This window comes from Photobacterium sp. AWH4_225 (genome assembly GCF_056158405.1).
This window is the reverse complement of the sequence record NZ_JBSWTF010000001.1, coordinates 3,217,737-3,237,082: the sequence shown is the minus strand read 5'-3', so window position 1 is coordinate 3,237,082 and position 19,346 is coordinate 3,217,737. Positions and strand designations below refer to the sequence as shown.

At 50.3% G+C, this 19,346-nt stretch carries 17 protein-coding genes; 11 read left to right on the top strand and 6 right to left on the bottom strand.

The features are described 5' to 3' along the window. The first annotated feature begins 9 nt into the window (after positions 1-9). The 4 genes from guaA to ACXAD4_RS15045 all read left to right on the top strand — a co-directional run bounded on the left by guaA (position 10) and on the right by ACXAD4_RS15045 (position 5,619). Positions 10-1,593 (top strand): glutamine-hydrolyzing GMP synthase, encoded by a 1,584-nt coding sequence (guaA, locus tag ACXAD4_RS15060; protein ID WP_222552286.1) that lies wholly within the window; start codon positions 10-12, stop codon positions 1,591-1,593. A 148-nt stretch (positions 1,594-1,741) separates the two neighbouring features. After that, positions 1,742-2,059, top strand: a complete 318-nt coding sequence (locus ACXAD4_RS15055) for a hypothetical protein (RefSeq protein ID WP_475242465.1) — start codon at positions 1,742-1,744, stop codon at positions 2,057-2,059. A gap of 41 nt (positions 2,060-2,100) precedes the next feature. Then, positions 2,101-3,660: an AbgT family transporter gene (locus ACXAD4_RS15050; protein WP_475242464.1), complete on the top strand. Its 1,560-nt coding sequence runs from the start codon at positions 2,101-2,103 to the stop codon at positions 3,658-3,660. A 402-nt stretch (positions 3,661-4,062) separates the two neighbouring features. After that, positions 4,063-5,619 (top strand): AbgT family transporter, encoded by a 1,557-nt coding sequence (locus ACXAD4_RS15045; RefSeq protein WP_475242463.1) that lies wholly within the window; start codon positions 4,063-4,065, stop codon positions 5,617-5,619. A 129-nt stretch (positions 5,620-5,748) separates the two neighbouring features. On the opposite strand, the gene fghA is transcribed toward ACXAD4_RS15045, so the two are convergent. Beyond that, a complete protein-coding gene (fghA, locus tag ACXAD4_RS15040; protein ID WP_475242462.1) occupies positions 5,749-6,591 on the bottom strand; it encodes an S-formylglutathione hydrolase in 843 nt (280 codons plus the stop codon). Between the two features lie 57 nt (positions 6,592-6,648). Beyond that, a complete protein-coding gene (locus ACXAD4_RS15035) occupies positions 6,649-7,779 on the bottom strand; it encodes an S-(hydroxymethyl)glutathione dehydrogenase/class III alcohol dehydrogenase (RefSeq protein ID WP_107301202.1) in 1,131 nt (376 codons plus the stop codon). A gap of 202 nt (positions 7,780-7,981) precedes the next feature. Here ACXAD4_RS15035 and ACXAD4_RS15030 point away from each other — a divergent pair, with 202 nt between their 5' ends. After that, positions 7,982-8,851: a LysR substrate-binding domain-containing protein gene (locus ACXAD4_RS15030; RefSeq protein ID WP_475242460.1), complete on the top strand. Its 870-nt coding sequence runs from the start codon at positions 7,982-7,984 to the stop codon at positions 8,849-8,851. A 65-nt stretch (positions 8,852-8,916) separates the two neighbouring features. Further along, on the top strand, positions 8,917-9,453 hold the full coding sequence (gene tadA, locus ACXAD4_RS15025; protein ID WP_475242458.1) for a tRNA adenosine(34) deaminase TadA: 537 nt from the start codon (positions 8,917-8,919) through the stop codon (positions 9,451-9,453). A 29-nt stretch (positions 9,454-9,482) separates the two neighbouring features. On the opposite strand, the gene ACXAD4_RS15020 is transcribed toward tadA, so the two are convergent. Next, on the bottom strand, positions 9,483-9,632 hold the full coding sequence (locus ACXAD4_RS15020; protein ID WP_187461657.1) for a hypothetical protein: 150 nt from the start codon (positions 9,630-9,632) through the stop codon (positions 9,483-9,485). A 172-nt stretch (positions 9,633-9,804) separates the two neighbouring features. Continuing rightward, on the bottom strand, positions 9,805-11,334 hold the full coding sequence (gene mltF, locus ACXAD4_RS15015) for a membrane-bound lytic murein transglycosylase MltF (protein WP_475242802.1): 1,530 nt from the start codon (positions 11,332-11,334) through the stop codon (positions 9,805-9,807). Between the two features lie 387 nt (positions 11,335-11,721). On the opposite strand from mltF, the gene purL reads away from it, so the two are divergent. From purL to glnB, 4 genes are all read left to right on the top strand, one after another. Beyond that, positions 11,722-15,618 carry a phosphoribosylformylglycinamidine synthase gene (gene purL / locus ACXAD4_RS15010; protein WP_475242456.1) on the top strand — a complete coding sequence of 1,299 codons (3,897 nt, stop codon included), beginning with the start codon at positions 11,722-11,724 and terminating at the stop codon, positions 15,616-15,618. 140 nt (positions 15,619-15,758) lie between these two features. Further along, a complete protein-coding gene (locus ACXAD4_RS15005; protein ID WP_475242455.1) occupies positions 15,759-16,472 on the top strand; it encodes an HAD family hydrolase in 714 nt (237 codons plus the stop codon). Between the two features lie 161 nt (positions 16,473-16,633). Continuing rightward, positions 16,634-17,038, top strand: a complete 405-nt coding sequence (locus tag ACXAD4_RS15000) for a hypothetical protein (protein WP_475242454.1) — start codon at positions 16,634-16,636, stop codon at positions 17,036-17,038. 117 nt (positions 17,039-17,155) lie between these two features. After that, the gene (gene glnB, locus ACXAD4_RS14995) at positions 17,156-17,494 is read left to right on the top strand and encodes a nitrogen regulatory protein P-II (RefSeq protein WP_107301208.1); all 339 of its coding nucleotides are present in this window, start codon (positions 17,156-17,158) and stop codon (positions 17,492-17,494) included. Positions 17,495-17,745: 251 nt separating this feature from the next. On the opposite strand, the gene ACXAD4_RS14990 is transcribed toward glnB, so the two are convergent. Continuing rightward, positions 17,746-17,883: a hypothetical protein gene (locus ACXAD4_RS14990; RefSeq protein ID WP_475242452.1), complete on the bottom strand. Its 138-nt coding sequence runs from the start codon at positions 17,881-17,883 to the stop codon at positions 17,746-17,748. A 125-nt stretch (positions 17,884-18,008) separates the two neighbouring features. Here ACXAD4_RS14990 and ACXAD4_RS14985 point away from each other — a divergent pair, with 125 nt between their 5' ends. Further along, the gene (locus ACXAD4_RS14985) at positions 18,009-18,482 is read left to right on the top strand and encodes a Dps family protein (RefSeq protein ID WP_475242450.1); all 474 of its coding nucleotides are present in this window, start codon (positions 18,009-18,011) and stop codon (positions 18,480-18,482) included. 108 nt (positions 18,483-18,590) lie between these two features. On the opposite strand, the gene ACXAD4_RS14980 is transcribed toward ACXAD4_RS14985, so the two are convergent. Next, positions 18,591-19,238 (bottom strand): YitT family protein, encoded by a 648-nt coding sequence (locus ACXAD4_RS14980; RefSeq protein ID WP_475242448.1) that lies wholly within the window; start codon positions 19,236-19,238, stop codon positions 18,591-18,593. Between the last annotated feature and the right edge of the window lie 108 nt (positions 19,239-19,346).

The window sequence follows — 19,346 nt, the reverse complement described above, 5'->3', positions numbered from 1 at the left end:
ACAGCTCGAATGACCACGACCACAAATATTCATGACCAGCGTATCCTGATCCTGGACTTTGGTTCTCAGTACACCCAACTTATTGCACGTCGTATCCGTGAAATTGGTGTTTACTGTGAGCTATGGAGCTGGGACGTTGATGAAGCGGATATTCGCGATTTCAACCCTAACGGCATCATCCTTTCTGGTGGCCCTGAAAGTGTGACCGAAGAAGGTTCACCTCGCGCACCGCAATATGTGTTCGAAGCCGGTGTGCCTGTATTCGGTGTTTGCTACGGCATGCAGACAATGGCAGAGCAGCTAGGTGGTAAAGTTGCTGGCTCTACTGAGCGTGAGTTTGGTTATGCTCAGGTGAAAGTGGTTGAGCCAACTGCTTTCTTCAAGAATATCGAAGATGCGATTGCCGACGACGGCAAAGCACTGCTAGACGTATGGATGAGCCACGGTGACAAAGTGGTAGAGATCCCGTCTGATTTCGTTAAGGTTGCTGAAACCGAGACCTGTCCTTACGCGGCAATGGCGAACGAAGAGAAGCGCTTCTACGGCGTTCAGTTCCACCCAGAAGTGACGCACACCCGCCAAGGTATGCGTATTATCGAGAACTTCGTTCTTAACATCTGTGGTTGTGAGAAGCTATGGACGTCTGCCAACATCATCGACGATGCAGTTGCCCGTATCAAAGAGCAAGTGGGTGACGATGAGGTGATCCTTGGTCTATCTGGCGGTGTGGACTCGTCAGTTGTTGCCATGCTTATCCACCGTGCAATTGGCGACCGACTAACGTGTGTGTTCGTCGACAATGGTCTACTTCGCCTGAATGAAGGTGAGCAGGTAATGGAAATGTTCGGCGATCACTTCGGCCTGAACATCGTTCATGTTAAAGCAGAAGACCGTTTCCTTGATGCCCTAGCGGGTGAAGCTGAACCAGAAGCTAAGCGTAAGATCATCGGCCACGTATTTGTTGATGTATTCGATGAAGAGTCGAAGAAGCTATCAAATGCTAAGTGGCTGGCACAGGGTACTATCTACCCAGACGTGATCGAATCTGCAGCCTCTAAGACAGGTAAAGCGCACGTTATCAAGTCTCACCACAACGTAGGTGGCCTGCCGGATGACATGGAAATGGGCCTGGTTGAGCCGCTAAAAGAGCTGTTCAAAGACGAAGTGCGTAAGATTGGTCTTGAGCTTGGTCTGCCTTACAACATGCTTTACCGCCACCCGTTCCCAGGTCCTGGCCTAGGTGTACGTGTACTGGGTGAAGTGAAGAAAGAGTACTGTGATTTGCTGCGTCGTGCTGATGCTATCTTCATCGAAGAGCTGCACAAAGCGGATCTGTACCACAAGGTTTCTCAGGCATTCACTGTTTTCCTACCAGTTCGTTCTGTAGGTGTAATGGGTGACGGCCGTAAATACGACTGGGTTGTATCACTGCGTGCGGTAGAGACTATCGACTTTATGACTGCGCATTGGGCACACCTTCCATACGACTTCCTAGGTAAAGTTTCCAACCGCATCATCAACGAAGTAGACGGCATCTCTCGTGTTGTTTACGACGTATCTGGTAAGCCGCCAGCAACGATCGAGTGGGAATAATCCAGACATTAATGCCAAGCTCTGCTTAGCTGAAATGGACAATAAGAAGCACCCTCGGGTGCTTCTTTTTTTTGGCTACACTGTAGTCATGCCTGCAGAATGTTGCTTTGTGATGATAGGGCTCGGACATTGTGTCTTGAAGATATGAGTGCCTTTTATTTCTGGAGTGGCATTTACTTGCTTTCAACCAATGGCGGGGCGGGCATTGATAGCTTATGGGGCTGCTCAGGGATGGTTACTGGAGATAATTTATATAAATGAAAGTATTGTTGTGCTTAGGGTGCGGGCTTGTAACGTGCTTGTTAGTATGATGTTTTACATTAATATTTCATTACAATATGGTATTATGAATATTCTCGAATGCATGGTGGATCGTGCGTTTTTATTTGAACTTTTCATTACAATTCGCCACAAGCTTTTTCTGTCGCAGAAAAATCGGATTGACGGCGATACAACCACAATCTAGCGCCGCAAATTTACAACATCACTAATGACCATGGAGTTCCCATGAGCAATCAAGCTGTCAATAAGACGCCTAATGAATCGCCGAGTGCGATGAATAAGTTTCTTAATTTTATTGAGCGAACAGGTAACAAGATCCCGGATCCTGCTTTGCTTTTCTTCTGGGGACTGATCCTTGTATGGGTTCTGTCTGCAGTATTCTCTCAGTTCGAATTTGGTTTAATTCACCCGGTTTCTGGCCAAGCAGTAGAGGTTAACAACCTACTGACTGGTGAAGCCTTCGCAAACTTCCTTGCGACAATGGTGAAAAACTTCACTGGCTTTGCACCGCTAGGTATTGTTCTGGTAGCAATGTTGGGTGTAGGTGTTGCAGAAGCATCGGGCTTCATCAACACTGGTCTTAAGAAAATGCTGAATGTAACACCAGCTAAATTCATCACACCTGTGCTGATCCTAGTTGCTATCGTATCGCACACTGCTGCCGATGCGGGCTACGTACTGGTTATTCCACTAGGTGGTATCATCTTCCACGCCGCGGGCCGTCACCCACTAGCGGGTATTGCAGCTGCTTTCGCAGGTGTATCCGGTGGTTTCGCAGCAAACTTCATCCCTTCAGGTATCGACCCTCTATTGGCAGGCTTCACTCAGGAAGCAGCACAAATTCTTGACCCTGAATATGTTGTTAACCCACTTTCAAACCTATTCTTCACGGGCCTGTCTTCATTGCTAATTGTTAGCATCGGCTGGTACATCACTGACCGTATCATCGAACCACGTCTATCTCAGACGCCTATCGATGAAGATGCAGAAGAAGCACCTGACATGGGCTCGTTCACTGAGCTAGAAAGTAAAGCTTTCTCTCGCGCGGGTTGGGCTATGATGGCGGGTATCGCTGTGCTATTCCTGGCACTGATCCCTGAGTCTTCGCCATTGCGTTCGCCAGCAGGTGAAATCACCGCGTTTGACGCGCCGGTTATGCAGTCTATCGTACCGCTTATCTTCATTCTGTTCGTGATCCCTGGTGTGGTTTACGGCCGCGTTGCTGGTACGTTCAAGGCAAGTGATGACGTGATCAAGTCTATGTCAGCAACCATGAGCAGCATGGGTAGCTTCATGGTAATGGCGTTCTTCATTGCTCAGTTCCTGGTTGCATTCACCCAGTCGAACCTAGGTACACTGCTAGCGCTTTCTGGTGCTCAGTTCCTGCAAGCAATGAACCTACCGGGTCAGGTAACTATCGTCGGTATGATTCTGCTAACTGCTTTCGTTAACCTACTAGTAGGTTCTGCATCTGCGAAGTGGGCCCTGATCGGTCCAATCATGGTACCGATGCTAATGGCTGTTGGTATCTCTCCTGAATTGACTCAGGCGGCTTACCGCGTAGGTGACTCAGTATCTAACATCATTTCTCCAATGATGGTGTTCTTCCCGCTGGTTGTTGTATACATGCAGCGCTACGTGAAGAGCTCAGGTATCGGTTCTCTGGCTTCTATGATGATGCCTTACTCGATTGCGATGCTAATTGGCTGGACGCTGTTCCTACTGGTTTACTGGGCAATCGGTATCCCACTAGGTATTCAGGCGCCTTACACTTACAGCATGTAAGAGCTGAAGTCCCAAATGATATTGAAGCCCCGCACTGCGGGGCTTTTTTATGCTGGCAAAGCAAGCTTTTGTTATGCTTTGTCGGGATTTTATGTTGTTAAAAGGTAGGTTTATATTGGTGGTATCAATAATTAACTGTTGCCTGATTGTTAATTCTGATTTTATTGCATTAATTGAAATTTAATTTTGCAAAATTTTAATGCTGTACTAACTCGATAGTACGGAATTTGATTGTTGCTTAACTGTAGCTGAACGGGATTTATCTCTAGTTTGGTTGTGTTTTGTGGTTGTATGGTCTAATTGTTGTTGCGTTTAGTGGTTTTACTCAGTTGAAATGATTTGTTAGTTTTCTTTTAAAACACAACATCAAAAACTCAATCGGTGTATTAAGGAAGTACGATTATGAGTGAGACCATTTCTAGCCCGCCTTCGCAGAAAGGCATTATCGCGTTCATTGAGCGTGCCGGTAAAAAAATCCCTGATCCAGTGATCATCTTCATGTCACTGTTTGTGTTCTGTCTGGTGCTGACCGCAGCTATTGGTGGCCTGCAGTTCGATATCACAGGCGCAGACGGCGGCTCTGTCACCCATACGATCAAAAACATGATGGCGACAGAAAATGTTCGCTGGATGTTTGACAACGCACTGCTAACTAACTGGTTGTCGTTCGGCGGCGGTGTACTGGGCGTGATCCTGATTGTGATGCTGGGTGTCGGTATCGCGGAAAATTCAGGCTTGCTATCGGCTGTTATCAAGAAGGTTGGTCTGCGTATCAATGATCGCTACCTACCGTTACTGGTTGTCTTCCTTGGTATCATGAGCTCAATTGCGACGGATGCGGGCTACCTGATCCTTATCCCTCTAGCTGGTCTTCTTTATGCCGGTCTAGGTAAGAACCCACTGATCGGTATGGCGGCAGCATTCGCGGGTGTATCGGCGGGTTTCAGTGCCAACTTGATCCCTGCAACACCGGTTGACGTTATTCTGGGGGCCAACGCGCGTATCTTTGCCGAGTCGCAAGGTATTCCGTTTGAGACGGCCGCAGGTGAGCCAATCAACCCAGCGACCATGCACTACTTCTTTATTTTCACGTCAACCTTCCTGCTTGCTGGTCTTGGTGCGTGGGTAACGACTCGTTTTGTAGCACCTCGCCTTGAGAAAATGTCTTACCAGCTACCGGAAGATCTTAACCTGAATGACTTCCAGGTGACGGACGCTGAAAACAAAGGTCTTCGTGCGGCAGGCCTAGGCCTTATCATTGCACTGGCTGCTGTGGTTGGCTTGGCAATGGGCCCTCTGGCGACTTACACCAACGAAGCAGGCCGTGAAGTAACGCCTTACCTAGACAACGTGATCCTGCTGATTGCGATGGTGTTTGCGGTTGTTGGTATCTTCTTCGGTGTGGCGACAGGTAAGTTCAAATCACTACAGGATGTGGTGAAGGCGATGGTTACGCAGATGAACACCATGGGCTACATCTTGGTATTGACGTTCTTCTGTTACAACTTCTTGGCACTACTTGGCTTCTCGGGTCTGGGTACGTATGTAACTTACCTAGGTGCGACCTTCTTGAGTGCACTTGGTCTGCAGCAGTTCCCGATCCTACTGATCATCGGCTTTATCCTGACAACAGCGGTTATCAACCTGTTTGTGGGCGGTTTGACTTCTAAGTGGATGCTGCTTGGCCCTATCTTCGTACCAATGCTGTACCAGGTAAACCCGAACATGACCCCTGATCTTGTGACTGCGGCTTACCGTGTAGCGGATTCATCAACTAACATCATCACACCAATGATGAGCTACGCGGGTGTTATTCTGGCCTTCATGCGTAAGTACAAGCCTGAGCTGTCGTTCGGTGATGTAATTGCAATGATGGTACCTTACTCGGTTGCGTTCCTGACGGTATGGACTTCGGTATTAGTCGCATTCTTTGCCTTCAACATTCCACTGGGCTTCTAATAGAGCTTCTTCTTTAAGACTCAGGCTCCGTTGAAAACCTAAGAGCAAAGAAAGTGCAGATAAAACAAACCCCGCTTAGTGCGGGGTTTTTTATTGTCGGCCTCACGGCTTCTTATAGTAGGAACTGGCTCATAGTAGGTACTGGGCGTGGAAGCGCAGGTGATCATCGATAAAGCTGGCGATGAAGTAATAGCTGTGGTCGTAGCCTTCTTGCATGCGAAGCTCTAATGGGTAATCAACACTTTGGGCGGCTTCTGCCAGAGTTGTCGGCTTAAGCTGCTCTTCGAGGAAGCTGTCCTGATCGCCTTGGTCAACCAGCGCCGGAACTGGTTGCTGGTTTTGCTTGAGAAGTTCAGTGGTGTCGTATTGTAGCCAGCTTGTTCGGTCTTCACCGAGGTAACCACTCAGCGCTTTTTCACCCCAAGGGCAGTTGATCGGGTTGCTGATCGGGCTAAACGCCGAAACCGAGCTATAGCGTGACGGATTGCGCAGGGCAATCATCAAGGCACCGTGGCCGCCCATTGAGTGACCGCTGATCGCTCGTTTGTCACTGACCGGGAAGTGCTCCTCGATCAGAGCTGGCAATTCATTTACCACATAGTCGTACATCTGGTAATGGCGGTTCCAAGGCGCCTGGGTGGCATTGACGTAAAAGCCAGCGCCCAAGCCGAAGTCATAGGCTCCTTCTGGATCATCCGCTACCCCTTCACCACGCGGGCTGGTATCCGGTGCGACGATGGCGATGCCAAGCTCTGCGGCTAAGCGCTGCGCCCCGGCTTTTTGCATGAAATTTTCATCGGTGCAAGTCAGGCCAGATAACCAATACAACACAGGTACCTTGGTGCCCTGAGCGATTTGTGGCGGCAGGAAAATCGCGAATCGCATGTCGCAGTTCAACACAGCGGAGTGGTGGGTATACTGTTTGTGCCAGCCACCAAAGCTTTTGTTCCAGCTTACGTTTTCGATAGTCATTAGCGTCTCTTTCGTTGCCAAAGTCGCTAGGCTCCCGTAGGAGCCTAGCTAAGCGTTTTACTTGTCGTAGTGGATCACAGAGCGGATGCTCTTGCCTTCATGCATCAGGTCGAAGGCGTTGTTGATATCATCTAGACCCATGGTGTGGGTGATGAAGTCATCAAGCTTGAATTCACCCGCCATGTAACGTTCAACAATCTCTGGTAGCTCAGAGCGGCCTTTCACACCACCAAACGCAGAACCACGCCATACACGACCAGTTACCAACTGGAACGGACGGGTAGAGATTTCCTGACCAGCACCGGCAACACCGATGATCACTGACTCGCCCCAACCTTTGTGGCAGCACTCAAGTGCAGAGCGCATTACATTGACGTTACCGATACATTCGAATGAGAAGTCCACACCGCCGTCAGTCATTTCGACGATCACTTCCTGGATAGGCTTGTCGTAGTCATTCGGGTTGATGCAATCGGTCGCACCAAGCTCTTTGGCTAGGGCGTATTTACTCTCGTTGATATCAACACCGATAATGCGGCTAGCACCGGCCATGGTTGCGCCGATGATCGCTGATAGGCCGATACCCCCCAAGCCAAATACCGCAACGGTATCACCTTTTTGTACTTTGGCAGTTTTCAGTACTGCACCCATACCGGTGGTTACACCACAGCCTAGCAAGCAGACTTCTTCCAGAGGTGCTTCTTTGTTCACTTTTGCCAGTGAAATTTCTGGTAGTACCGTGTACTCAGAGAAAGTCGAGCAGCCCATGTAGTGGAAGATTGGCTGGCCATCTTTGTAGAAACGGGTCGTGCCGTCTGGCATCAGGCCTTTACCTTGGGTTTCGCGGATCTTCTGGCATAGGTTGGTTTTACCTGACTTACAGAATTTACACTCGCCACACTCTGGGGTGTAAAGCGGGATAACATGGTCACCCACTTCAACACTTGTCACGCCTTCGCCGACCATCTCGACAATACCGCCGCCTTCGTGGCCAAGAATTGCCGGGAAGATCCCTTCAGGATCATCACCTGACAGGGTGAAGGCATCGGTGTGGCAAACGCCGGTTGCGATGATGCGAACCAACACTTCGCCTTTTTTCGGCAGCATTACATCAACTTCTTCTACAGATAGTGGCTGGTTTGGACCCCATGCAATCGCCGCTTTGGATTTGATAAATTGCTCAGACATTTAATTTCTCTCTTATATTTGGTGGGCAAGGCCCTTTGCTGTTCCTACGGTTGCTTTAACAGTAGGAGAGATTTTTAACGAAGGCGGAGAGATTGGTGGCTCTGTTTCCTCGTTGTGATGGGCTTAGTATATTTATTTCTTTGGTGATGATAATTGCCCTATAATGCAAATAACTTTTTCTGTCAGGTAACAATGGTGAAATATGTTTTTGTGGGAAGGGGTCAGTGAATTTGTCGCAGTGGCGGAAGCGGAGAGTTTTACCGCCGCTGCCAAACAGCTTGGAATATCTACTGCTCAGGTGAGCCGTCAGATCAGTGCGTTGGAGAACAGGCTCAATACCAAGCTGTTCTACCGGACCACCCGCAAGGTATCGTTGACCGAGGAAGGTGCCATCTATTACCAGCATTGCCGCCGTCTGATGGATGGGCTTGAGGAGGCGGAGCGGGCAATCAGTGATCGGCGTGATACCCCACAGGGCAGCCTGAAGCTAACGGCACCGGTGACCTATGGCGAACAATACATCATGCCATTGGTGGTCGACTTTATGCAGCAGTATCCCGAAGTCGATGTGACAATGAACTTGACCAACCAGACAGTGGATTTGGTCGAAGGTGGCTATGACTTGGCGATCCGTCTCGGCAAGCTAAGTAGCTCGACCATGATGGCCAAGCGCCTTGCCAACCGCACCCAGTATGTATGCGCTTCATCGGTATATTTGGAAAAGTATGGTGTACCCCATTCGCTCTCCGAGCTTCGTCATCATAATTGTCTGGTGGGTAACTATGATCATTGGCGTTTCCAGGAGGCGGGCAAAGAGCGAAGTGTCAAAGTTGACGGCACGCTGCGTTGTGCAAGTGGCCATGCCCTGCGTGATGCCGCCCTGAAAGGATTGGGCTTGGTGCAACTGCCCGATTATTACATCAGTGATGATTTGGACAAGGGCGAGCTGGTTACGGTACTGGATACCTTCCGGGAGCCAGAGGAGGGCATTTGGGCCCTGTATCCCCATAACCGTCATCTATCACCTAAGGTCAGACTGCTGGTGGATTTCCTGGCTGATTCTTTGTCGTAGCGCCTCGCATCCTACAAGCATTTGGGTATAATCAGCGGCCTCAAGCCACAGAGAGTATTTGTTCCATGACCGAGCCATCCACAACACAAGCCCTTCATGATTACAGCGACGAAGATTTCATGCGCCGCGCCATGGAGCTCGCAGCCCGTGCTGAGGCTGATGGTGAGGTGCCGGTCGGTGCGGTTGTGGTTTATCAGGGGCAGGTAGTCGGTGAAGGTTGGAACCGCTCGATCACCCAGCATGATGCGACCGCCCACGCCGAGATCATGGCATTGCGCCAAGCCGGTAAGGTATTGCAGAACTATCGCCTGATAGATGCCACTATGTATGTCACTCTCGAGCCATGCCCTATGTGTGCTGGTGCCATGGTTCATAGCCGGATCGGCAAAGTGGTCTTTGGTGCCCACGATCTCAAAACCGGGGCGGCGGGCAGTATCATGAATCTGCTTAGCTACGAGCAGGTTAACCACCATGTGGCGATAGAGTCTGGGGTATTGGCCGAAGAGTGCCGTGCCCAGCTGCAGGCCTTTTTCAAGCGTCGCCGGGCCGAGAAAAAGGCGGAAAAGAAAGCTCGTCAGCTATCCGCTGGCAAACCTACCTGATTCTTCCCTCATTGCTATATATGGCGGGGTCAGATCCCCGCTGTACTATTGATAATATAGCTGCGCTGGCGCCACAGTATTTTCTTTCTGATGTTGGCATTTAGCCGCTTGCGGCGGGTCGCTGCAGATGCCATTCGCTGGCGCATTTTGCCGATGGCTTTTTTCTTTGAAAAGTGCATAGAGCCTCCTCCTTTAGAACTGCTCGGGATCATGAGGTTACAAAGTTAGTATCTCTGATCACCGTCCTTTCTCTAACGATGGCGGTCACGCTTTACGATCATTTCTTTCAGGCAATAACAACAAGATGTGAGTAAGATCCCCCTACCAGGGCAGGGGGAAGGATAAGGCGGGTTAATTGCTGGCGGTTTTGTTTGGTGCCGCCGATTCTGGCGTTACTTGCGCATCGGTAGCATCTGGAAGCTGCTGGGCAAGCGTGTCAGTTGTCGGTGTTGGCGTAATGGTATGCAAGCCGTCGATCAGCTCAATATCTTCAAGCTGTGGCTCCTGGCTGTGGGTTTGCTCATAGCCGATGATACTCTGGTAGTAGCGGCGGATATTTTCCACATAGTGCAGGGCTTCGTCACCGCGAGCATAGCCATAGCGGGTCTGTTTGTAGTATTTGCGCTGGCGCAGCAGTGGCAGGCGCTGCTTTACATCGCTCCATGCATCAGGGTTGCCGCCTTGTGATTGGGTCAGGCGGCGCGCATCCATCATATGGCCGAAACCGACATTATACGAAGCCAGGGCAAACCATACTTTCTCGTGCTCTTCGATACTGTCCGGAATACGGTTGATCATCTTGCGTAGATACTCGGTACCGCCGCGAATACTCTGCTCAGGATCGAGTCGGTTCTTCACGCCTACCGAGCGGGCGGTCGGTAGGGTCAGCATCATCATACCGCGTACACCGGTTGGTGACACCGCGCGTGGATTCCAGTGCGACTCCTGATAGGACAGGGCAGCAATCAGGCGCCAGTCAAACTCGTTGGCATATTGCTTGAACAAGTCTTTCCACTGTGGAAGTTTGCCTTCAACGGCACGTAGGAAGGCACGGGTGTCGACGTAATCAAACTTGTCGACGTGGCCCAGATACTTCTCTTCCAGCTTGGCAAGCTCACCACTTTGCTGGATTTCGCCAAAGAACTCGATCAGCAGCGCATAAAGGCTGTCATCATTGTTCTGGTTGACAAACCAGGCGATCGGCTCATCTTCAGTAAGTTCAAGAGCGGTAGTGACATCAGGCAGGATGCGCTGGTTGAGAGCGATATCCACCGAGTCGGCAAGGGTGTAGTCGAGCTCTCCTTCGGCAACTTGGCGCAACAGCTCATCACTGTCGATTTCTTCCACCGACTGCCACTCGAGAGTTGGGTGCTCTAGCTTGAGCGCTTGCAGGGTTTTCTCATGGCTGGAGCCGCTGACAACTGCCAGGGTGCCTTTGTTTTCAGCTAAGTCTTCAGTGCTGCGAGGTCGCCACTGGCCTTTCTTGTACACCACTTTTTGGCTGGCGTAATAATAAGCCGGAGCAGCACGGAAGTTGGCGAGGCGCTCATCGGTCATGGTCAGGCCGGCAGCAAGAATATCGACATCGCCACGCTCTAGGCCGGGGAACAGGCCTGAAAGGGTGAACATGGCTTTCATTTCCAGCTTCACGCCCAGCTTGTCGGCAAAGCGACGGGCTAGTTCGTAGTCCAAGCCGGTAGGGCCTTCATTACCGATATAGTAAGATAGCTGGTTGTTGAGCGTACCCACTCGCAGTACACCTTCCTCGCGGATCCGTTCAAGATCGGACTGGGGCTCTTCTTGCCACAGGCAGCCATTGAGAACCAAAACGCTCAATAGTAAGGCAATGAAATGTTTGATACTTGAATTCGGTCGAAGAATACTCAACGAGGTACGCCCTTGGTAAAAATAGGACGTCCTTTATACCAAAGCTTGACCGAACCGCAAAATAATCCCAGCGCTTTGGCGACGGGTTTGCGGTGGCAAGACGCATTTCTTAAGCCTGAAATCGTAAATAAGTGTGATTGGATAGGGCTGTGTGAGCAATATCTCACTGGTTTTTGGTGCTGATTGAAAAAAAAACACGCAAACGGTTGCGTCAGGTGTTACGTCACAAAAAAAATTCCCTTATACTACGCCCCATCATGAGCACTTCGCCTCACCTAGGGTCTGGTACGCGAGGTGACATTGACGTAATTAGCCCGGTAAAACGCCGGGGGTTAGGCCAATATCACCTTCATTAAACTGCTAATCGAGAGACGTAAGCACATGGAAATTTTGCGTGGTTCACCCGCACTGTCTGAGTTTCGCGTAAACAAGCTACTTGAGCGTTGTCGCGAATTGGATCTGCCTGTGTCAGGTATTTATGCTGAGTTCATGCACTTTGCAGACTTGTCTGCGCCATTGAGTGCCGAAGAGCAAGAAAAGCTGGCAAGCTTGCTAACTTACGGCCCTACGATTGCAGAGCATGAGCCATCAGGCCTACTGCTACTGGTTACCCCGCGTCCGGGTACAATCTCCCCATGGTCATCTAAGTCTACCGATATCGCCCACAACTGTGCCTTGGCCCAAGTTAAACGTCTTGAGCGCGGTACGGCTTACTACATCGAGACTTCTACTGAGCTGTCGGCTCAGCAAGTGGTTGAGCTGAAAGGTCTGATCCACGACCGTATGATGGAAGTCGTCTTTACTGATCTTGATTCAGCTGCTGCCCTGTTCCAAGTGGCAGAGCCTGCGCCTGTTGCGGATGTTGATCTACTGTCAGGCGGCCGTAAGGCGCTTGAAGAAGCAAACGTTACTCTAGGCCTTGCGCTGGCGGAAGATGAAATTGACTACCTAGTAGACAGCTTCGTTAACAAGCTAGAGCGTAACCCGACTGACATCGAGCTGATGATGTTTGCCCAGGCGAACTCAGAGCACTGCCGCCACAAGATTTTCAACGCAGATTGGACAATCGATGGCGTGAAACAGGAAAAATCCCTGTTCAAGATGATCAAGAACACCTTTGAAACCACGCCTGACCATGTGCTGTCTGCCTACAAAGATAACGCAGCGGTAATGACAGGTTCGAAGGTTGGCCGTTTCTTCCCAGATCCAGAAACTCGCCAGTACAACTATCACAACGAAGATGCGCACATCCTGATGAAGGTTGAGACGCACAACCACCCAACGGCAATTTCTCCTTGGCCGGGTGCTTCAACGGGTTCAGGCGGTGAAATCCGTGACGAAGGCGCAACAGGTATCGGCGGTAAGCCAAAAGCTGGCCTTGTTGGCTTCACAACGTCTAACCTGCGCATTCCTGGCTTCGAGCAGCCATGGGAAACTGATTTCGGCAAGCCAGGCCGTATTGTTAACGCCCTGGATATCATGCTAGAAGGCCCACTGGGTGGCGCGGCGTTCAACAACGAATTTGGTCGTCCGAACCTTCTTGGTTACTTCCGTACTTACGAAGAAAAAGTGACTTCACACGCTGGTGAAGAAGTACGTGGTTACCACAAGCCAATCATGATTGCGGGTGGTATGGGTAACATCCGTGATGAGCACGTGCAGAAGAAAGAGATCCCTGTTGGTGCGAAGCTTATCGTACTGGGTGGTCCTGCGATGAACATCGGCCTTGGTGGCGGTGCAGCTTCTTCTATGGCATCAGGCCAGTCGGCAGAAGATCTGGATTTTGCTTCTGTACAGCGTGAGAACCCAGAGATGGAGCGTCGCTGTCAGGAAGTGATCGACCGTTGCTGGCAGCTAGGTGATGCTAACCCAATTGCCTTTATCCACGATGTAGGTGCAGGCGGTATCTCTAATGCACTGCCAGAGCTTGTCGACGATGGTGAGCGTGGTGGTATCTTCCAGCTACGTGATGTGCCAAACGATGAGCCGGGCATGAGTCCACTTGAGATCTGGTGTAACGAATCCCAAGAGCGCTACGTGATGGCGGTTGCGCCTGAGAACATGGCGGCATTCGATGCGATCTGTAAGCGTGAGCGTGCACCGTACGCCGTTGTGGGTGAAGCAACAGAAAAGCGTGAGCTGAAACTGGAAGATTCACACTTCGACAATACGCCAATCGATATGCCAATGGATATTCTGCTTGGCAAAACACCTAAGATGCACCGTGATGCGAAGACGCTGAAAGTAGAAAGCCCGGCGATCATTCGTGACGGCATCGAAGTCAATGAAGCGGTTGATCGTGTTCTTCGCCTACCAACGGTTGCAGAGAAGACATTCCTGATCACTATCGGTGACCGTACCGTGACAGGTCTTGTGGCGCGCGATCAGATGGTTGGTCCATGGCAGGTGCCAGTGGCTAACTGTGCGGTAACCGCAGCAAGCTACGACTCTTACCATGGTGAAGCCATGTCTATGGGTGAGCGCACGCCAGTTGCTCTACTAGACTTTGGTGCATCAGCCCGTCTTGCGGTGGGTGAGTCCCTAACTAACATTGCCGGTACTGACATCGGTGATATCAAACGTATCAAGCTATCTGCTAACTGGATGTCTCCTGCGGGTCACCCAGGTGAAGATGCAGGTCTTTACGAAGCCGTTAAAGCAGTGGGTGAAGAGCTGTGTCCAGCACTTGGCCTGACTATCCCTGTTGGTAAAGACTCCATGTCGATGAAGACCAAGTGGGAAGAGAACGGCGAAAACAAAGAAGTCACTTCTCCGCTTTCATTGATCATCACTGCGTTCGGCCGTGTTGAAGACGTGCGTAAGACGGTAACTCCTCAGCTTCGTACCGACAAAGGCGATACCTCTCTGCTTCTTGTTGACCTAGGTAACGGTAAGAACCGTCTGGGTGCAACGGCACTGGCTCAGGTTTACAAGCAGCTAGGTGATAAGCCGGCTGATGTTGACAACGCGGAGCAGCTAAAAGGCTTCTTCGATGCGATGCAAACCCTGGTTCGTGATGACAAGCTGGTGGCTTACCACGATAAAGGTGACGGTGGTCTGTTCGTTACCCTAGCAGAGATGGCATTTGCCGGTCACTGTGGCGTGAAAGCAGACGTTGCTAGCCTAGGTGACGATGTTCTTGCTGCGCTATTTAACGAAGAGCTAGGTGCGGTTGTTCAGGTGAAGAACGACGATCTTGAAGCGGTTAAAGCGGTACTGGCAGCAAATGGCCTAGAAGCTTGCTCACACGTTATCGGTAGCGTAGAAGCTTCTGACAGCGTTGTTATCACTGCGGGCGATGCGGTTGTCCTTGAGCGCTCTCGTACTGAGCTTCGTACTATCTGGGCTGAAACCACGCATAAGATGCAAGGTCTACGTGACAACCCAGCGTGTGCCGACCAAGAGTTTGAAGCGAAGAAAGATAATACTGACCCAGGTCTTAACACCAAGCTAAGCTTCGACATCAACGAAGACGTAGCGGCACCATACATTGCTAAAGGTGCTAAGCCGAAAATGGCTATCCTGCGTGAGCAAGGCGTTAACTCACACGTTGAGATGGCGGCAGCTTTTGACCGCGCTGGTTTCGAAGCAACAGACATTCACATGAGCGACATCCTAACCGGTCAAGCGGTATTGGATGAGTACCATGGCCTAGTAGCTTGTGGTGGTTTCTCTTACGGTGACGTACTGGGTGCCGGTGAAGGTTGGGCGAAGTCTATCCTGTTCAATGGTCAGGCTCGAGAGCAGTTCCAAGCTTTCTTCAACCGTGACAATACCTTCTCGCTAGGTGTGTGTAACGGCTGTCAGATGCTATCTAACCTGAAAGAGCTGATCCCGGGTGCTGACCTATGGCCGCGCTTCGTTCGTAACGAATCTGAGCGCTTTGAAGCACGCTTCAGCCTAGTTGAAGTACAGAAGTCTGATTCTGTGTTCTTCAACGGTATGGAAGGCTCTCGCATGCCAATCGCAGTATCTCACGGTGAAGGTCGCGTCGAAGTACGTGATGCCGACCACCTAGCTGCGATTGAAGCATCTGGTACGGTTGCGGTACGTTACGTGGACAACCACGGTAACCCAACCCAGCAGTACCCGAACAACCCGAACGGTTCGCCAAACGCTATCACCGGTCTGACAACTCAAGATGGTCGTGTGACTATCATGATGCCTCACCCTGAGCGTGTGTTCCGTACCGTGGCTAACTCTTGGCACCCAGATGACTGGAGTGAGAACAGCCCATGGATGCGCATGTTCCGCAATGCCCGCGTGAATATCGGCTAATAAGCTAATTGCTTAATATTGATGAAAAAAACCGCTCCCAGTGAGCGGTTTTTTATTATCTGTATCATTTTTAGGAAATAAAAGTAGCAACAAGTGCAAGACTATGATTAAGCTGAAGTTATCCATCTGGTGAATAATCGATGGGGCACAAGCCCAAAGCCGGTACTGGAGGTGCGATGATTTTCTTCGATCTGGACAATACCCTGCTTGATCATGATGGTGCGGAGCAAGATGCCATTCGTGATTTCGCCAAGCGTTACCGTGATGAAATTATTGACTGCCCAGACGGTATCGAGGTGATGTGGCGGGCAATCACTGACGAAAAGCGTCAGCAGTGGCGGGCCGGAACGCTCAACTTCGAAGGGCTGCGCCGGGCCAGGATCAGTGCCTTATTCCGTCGTCCGCTCAGTGAAGATCTGGCGGACGAGCTGATTGCAGAGTACTACAGTAGTTACCGTCAATATTGGCGTTTGTTCCCGGATGTTCAACCGGCGCTGGAAAAGCTGCGTAATGTCGCTCCGCTTGCCATCATTACCAATGGCTTTACCTATCATCAAGAAGCGAAATTGAAAGCGACAGGGATCCGTGAGTTCTTCTCGTATCTGGTGATCTCGGAGCAAGTGGGGGCGGCAAAGCCAGATCCAAAAATTTTCCAGCATGCATTGAAGCAATCCGGCAAGTCGGCCGCTGAATGTTGGTATATCGGTAACCATCCGTTCAATGATGCCACTGCAGCCAGTGAGCTGGGGTTCAAAGCGGTATGGCTCAATCGGCACAAACTCGAAACCAAGGTATCGACTCGGGTGGTCCGAAGCCTCGAAGGGTTGGTTGATTTGGTTACCGTGCATTACTAGCTCAGAAGGGAACCTATTGCCAAACCAAGGTCTAAAGAAGAGGAGATAAATTAAACGCAGAATTGATTGAATAATTGTTGTACTGGTTAAAATACCCGCATAGAATATGCGCTTATTTTTGCGGGCTCTAAATGTCATTACCTCATGGAAGAGAGACAATAATGGATGTAACACGTCGTGGACTGCGTTTGGCCACCAAGGGCCTTGCAGTACTAGTAATGATTTGCCTGGTAAGATACGCCGACAGCTTTGCCCTGATTTTCAGTCTAAATCAGGTCGGCATCGTGCCAAGTTATATCGCTATCTTGGTCCTACTTTCCGGTATCGGTGCGATACTGGGTCTCAGCCGCGGAAACCGCTGGGGATTCATCCCGCTTTACTTTTTTATTCCCGCGATCACTATGTTTTTCAACTATAGCCTGATCCCATATCTCCCTCAGTTGGTCGCTCCCGAGTTTAGAGGCATGGCCGTTTTTTTCCTCAACAGTAGCGTACTGCTTTTTGCCGTCCTGTTACTGCTGAAAATGATGGACAGTGATGTCATATTCTCGGTAGAAAAATACTGAAACGCTGATCTTTCAGCGCCAGGCTTTTGATATACTTCAGCTTAAATTAAACAGGTTGTTGGCAGTTTCCCCAAAAGCGTTTGCCAGCACTACCTTGCTCAGCAAAGGATGATGAGAATGAAAAAAATTGAAGCTATCATCAAGCCGTTCAAGCTTGATGATGTTCGCGAAGCGCTAGCCGATGTCGGTATCACCGGTATGACAGTCTCAGAAGTCAAAGGCTTCGGTCGCCAGAAAGGTCACACCGAGCTATACCGTGGTGCCGAGTACATGGTCGACTTCCTGCCGAAAGTGAAACTGGAAATCGTCGTTGCCGATGAAGTAGCCGATCAGTGCGTCGACACCATCATCGAAACCGCCCAAACCGGTAAGATCGGTGACGGTAAGATCTTCATGTTCGATGTTGATCGTGTGGTGCGGATCAGGACTGGTGAGGAAGACGAAGACGCTATCTAAAATCGTCTCTGTCGTCGTTGTTTCATCCTCTGGTGTTATCGGAAGTGCTCATTTATGCCTATAAACTCCGCGCTTCCTCTTAGCCAGAGAATGAAACAGCTTAGCCAGAGCTGATTTACTGAGAAATACTCTGCGCTCCCTCTGCGTTCTTGAGCGAAATCCCTTTTGCCCTCATCTCAATTGGCCATTGGCAGGTGGCTATCGGCCATTGGAAGAGCAAAGGGCAGGAGCAAGAGCTTGACTGGGGAAAGTTATTCCACAATCCTGAGTCGCCCATCGCCCATCGCCCATCGCCCATCGCCCATCGCCCATCGCCCATCGCCCATCGCCCATCGCCCATCGCCCATCGCCCATCGCCCATCGCCCATCGCCCATCGCCCATCGCCCATCGCCCATCGCCCATCGCCCATCGCCTCTAATCAATAGTTTTTATCTATCGAATGTATAAATCGATACGAATGGAGCCCAGTCATTCCCGCCCGTATTATTGTTGCAAACCAAGGGGGAAATGATTATGTCGACACACAATATGATTGGTCTGGATAGCGTTAAATCTGAAGCGCTAGCCGTTGAGCTCAACAAGCTGCTGGCTAACTACCAAGTGCTTTACATGAATACGCGTGGTTACCACTGGAACATCAAGGGTAAAGAGTTCTTTGAGTTGCATGTGAAATTTGAAGAGATCTATACCGATCTGCAGGTGAAAATCGATGAGCTTGCTGAGCGTGTTCTGACGCTTGGGGCGACACCTTCACACAGCTTTAGCGAATATCTAGAGGTAAGCGAAATCAAAGAGCATCTCAACGCCCACAGCGGTGATGAGTGTGTCGGCGGCCTGCAGCAGGGTTTCCAAACCGTGCTGGGTATGCAGCGCAGTATTCTAGCTCTTGCTGGTCAAGCCGATGATGAGGGGACTGCCGCAATCATGGGCGATTATATCCGTGAGCAAGAAAAGTTGATGTGGATGCTTACCGCTTATAATCACTAAGCATTGCAATACCAACGGGAAATAGGCACGAAAAAAGAGGTCGCAGGATGCGACCTCTTTTTTATGCGTCAAAACCTAGGATCTAGGAACCAGGATCTAGAACTACTCTTATCCTGCCTGCGGCTTAAGTTCACCGCTGTAGCGGCCTGGCTTGTGGTTCATTGCGAGCACTAGGTTCAGCATAAAGGCGCCGATAACCGAGAATAGTAGGACCATCGGGCTAACAAGGAAGAAAGAAGCGAATAGGATGGTGATATCAATACCCATCTGCAGCTTGCCTGCCGACCAGCCCATTTTCTCCTGTAGGAATAGCACCAAAACATTGAAACCACCGAGGCTAGTTTTGTGGCGGAATAGGATTAGCATACCCAGTCCCATCAGCAGGCCACCGATCAGGGCGCAGTAAAGCGGTTCAAGGCGGCTGATCTCCAGCACATGGTGGAGGTTGTCGGTAATAATAGATACCAGGCCACCGGAAATCACACTGGTGATCGCAAAGCTCTTGCCCATACGGAACCAGGCCATCAGGTAAAACGGGCAGTTCATCATAAAGTACAGCTGGCCAAACGACAGATCGACAAATTGGCTGACAAGCAGGGCCAGACCAGTGGTACCGCCGGTGAGAAGATCAGCTTGCTGGAGAAAGAAAACCCCTTGGGCAACGATGAAAGTACCGGTAAGAATAGCAATGATATTTTCTTTCAGTGAATGATGATAACCGCTCAAGACAACACTCCTTATGTATAGAGGCGCCATGATATAGGGCATTGGAGACAAGCGTGATAGCAGGCATGAAATCTGTCTGATGGTCAGTGTACAAATTATATTACGCTGTCGTAAAAAATTAATTTCAATCATTACTTG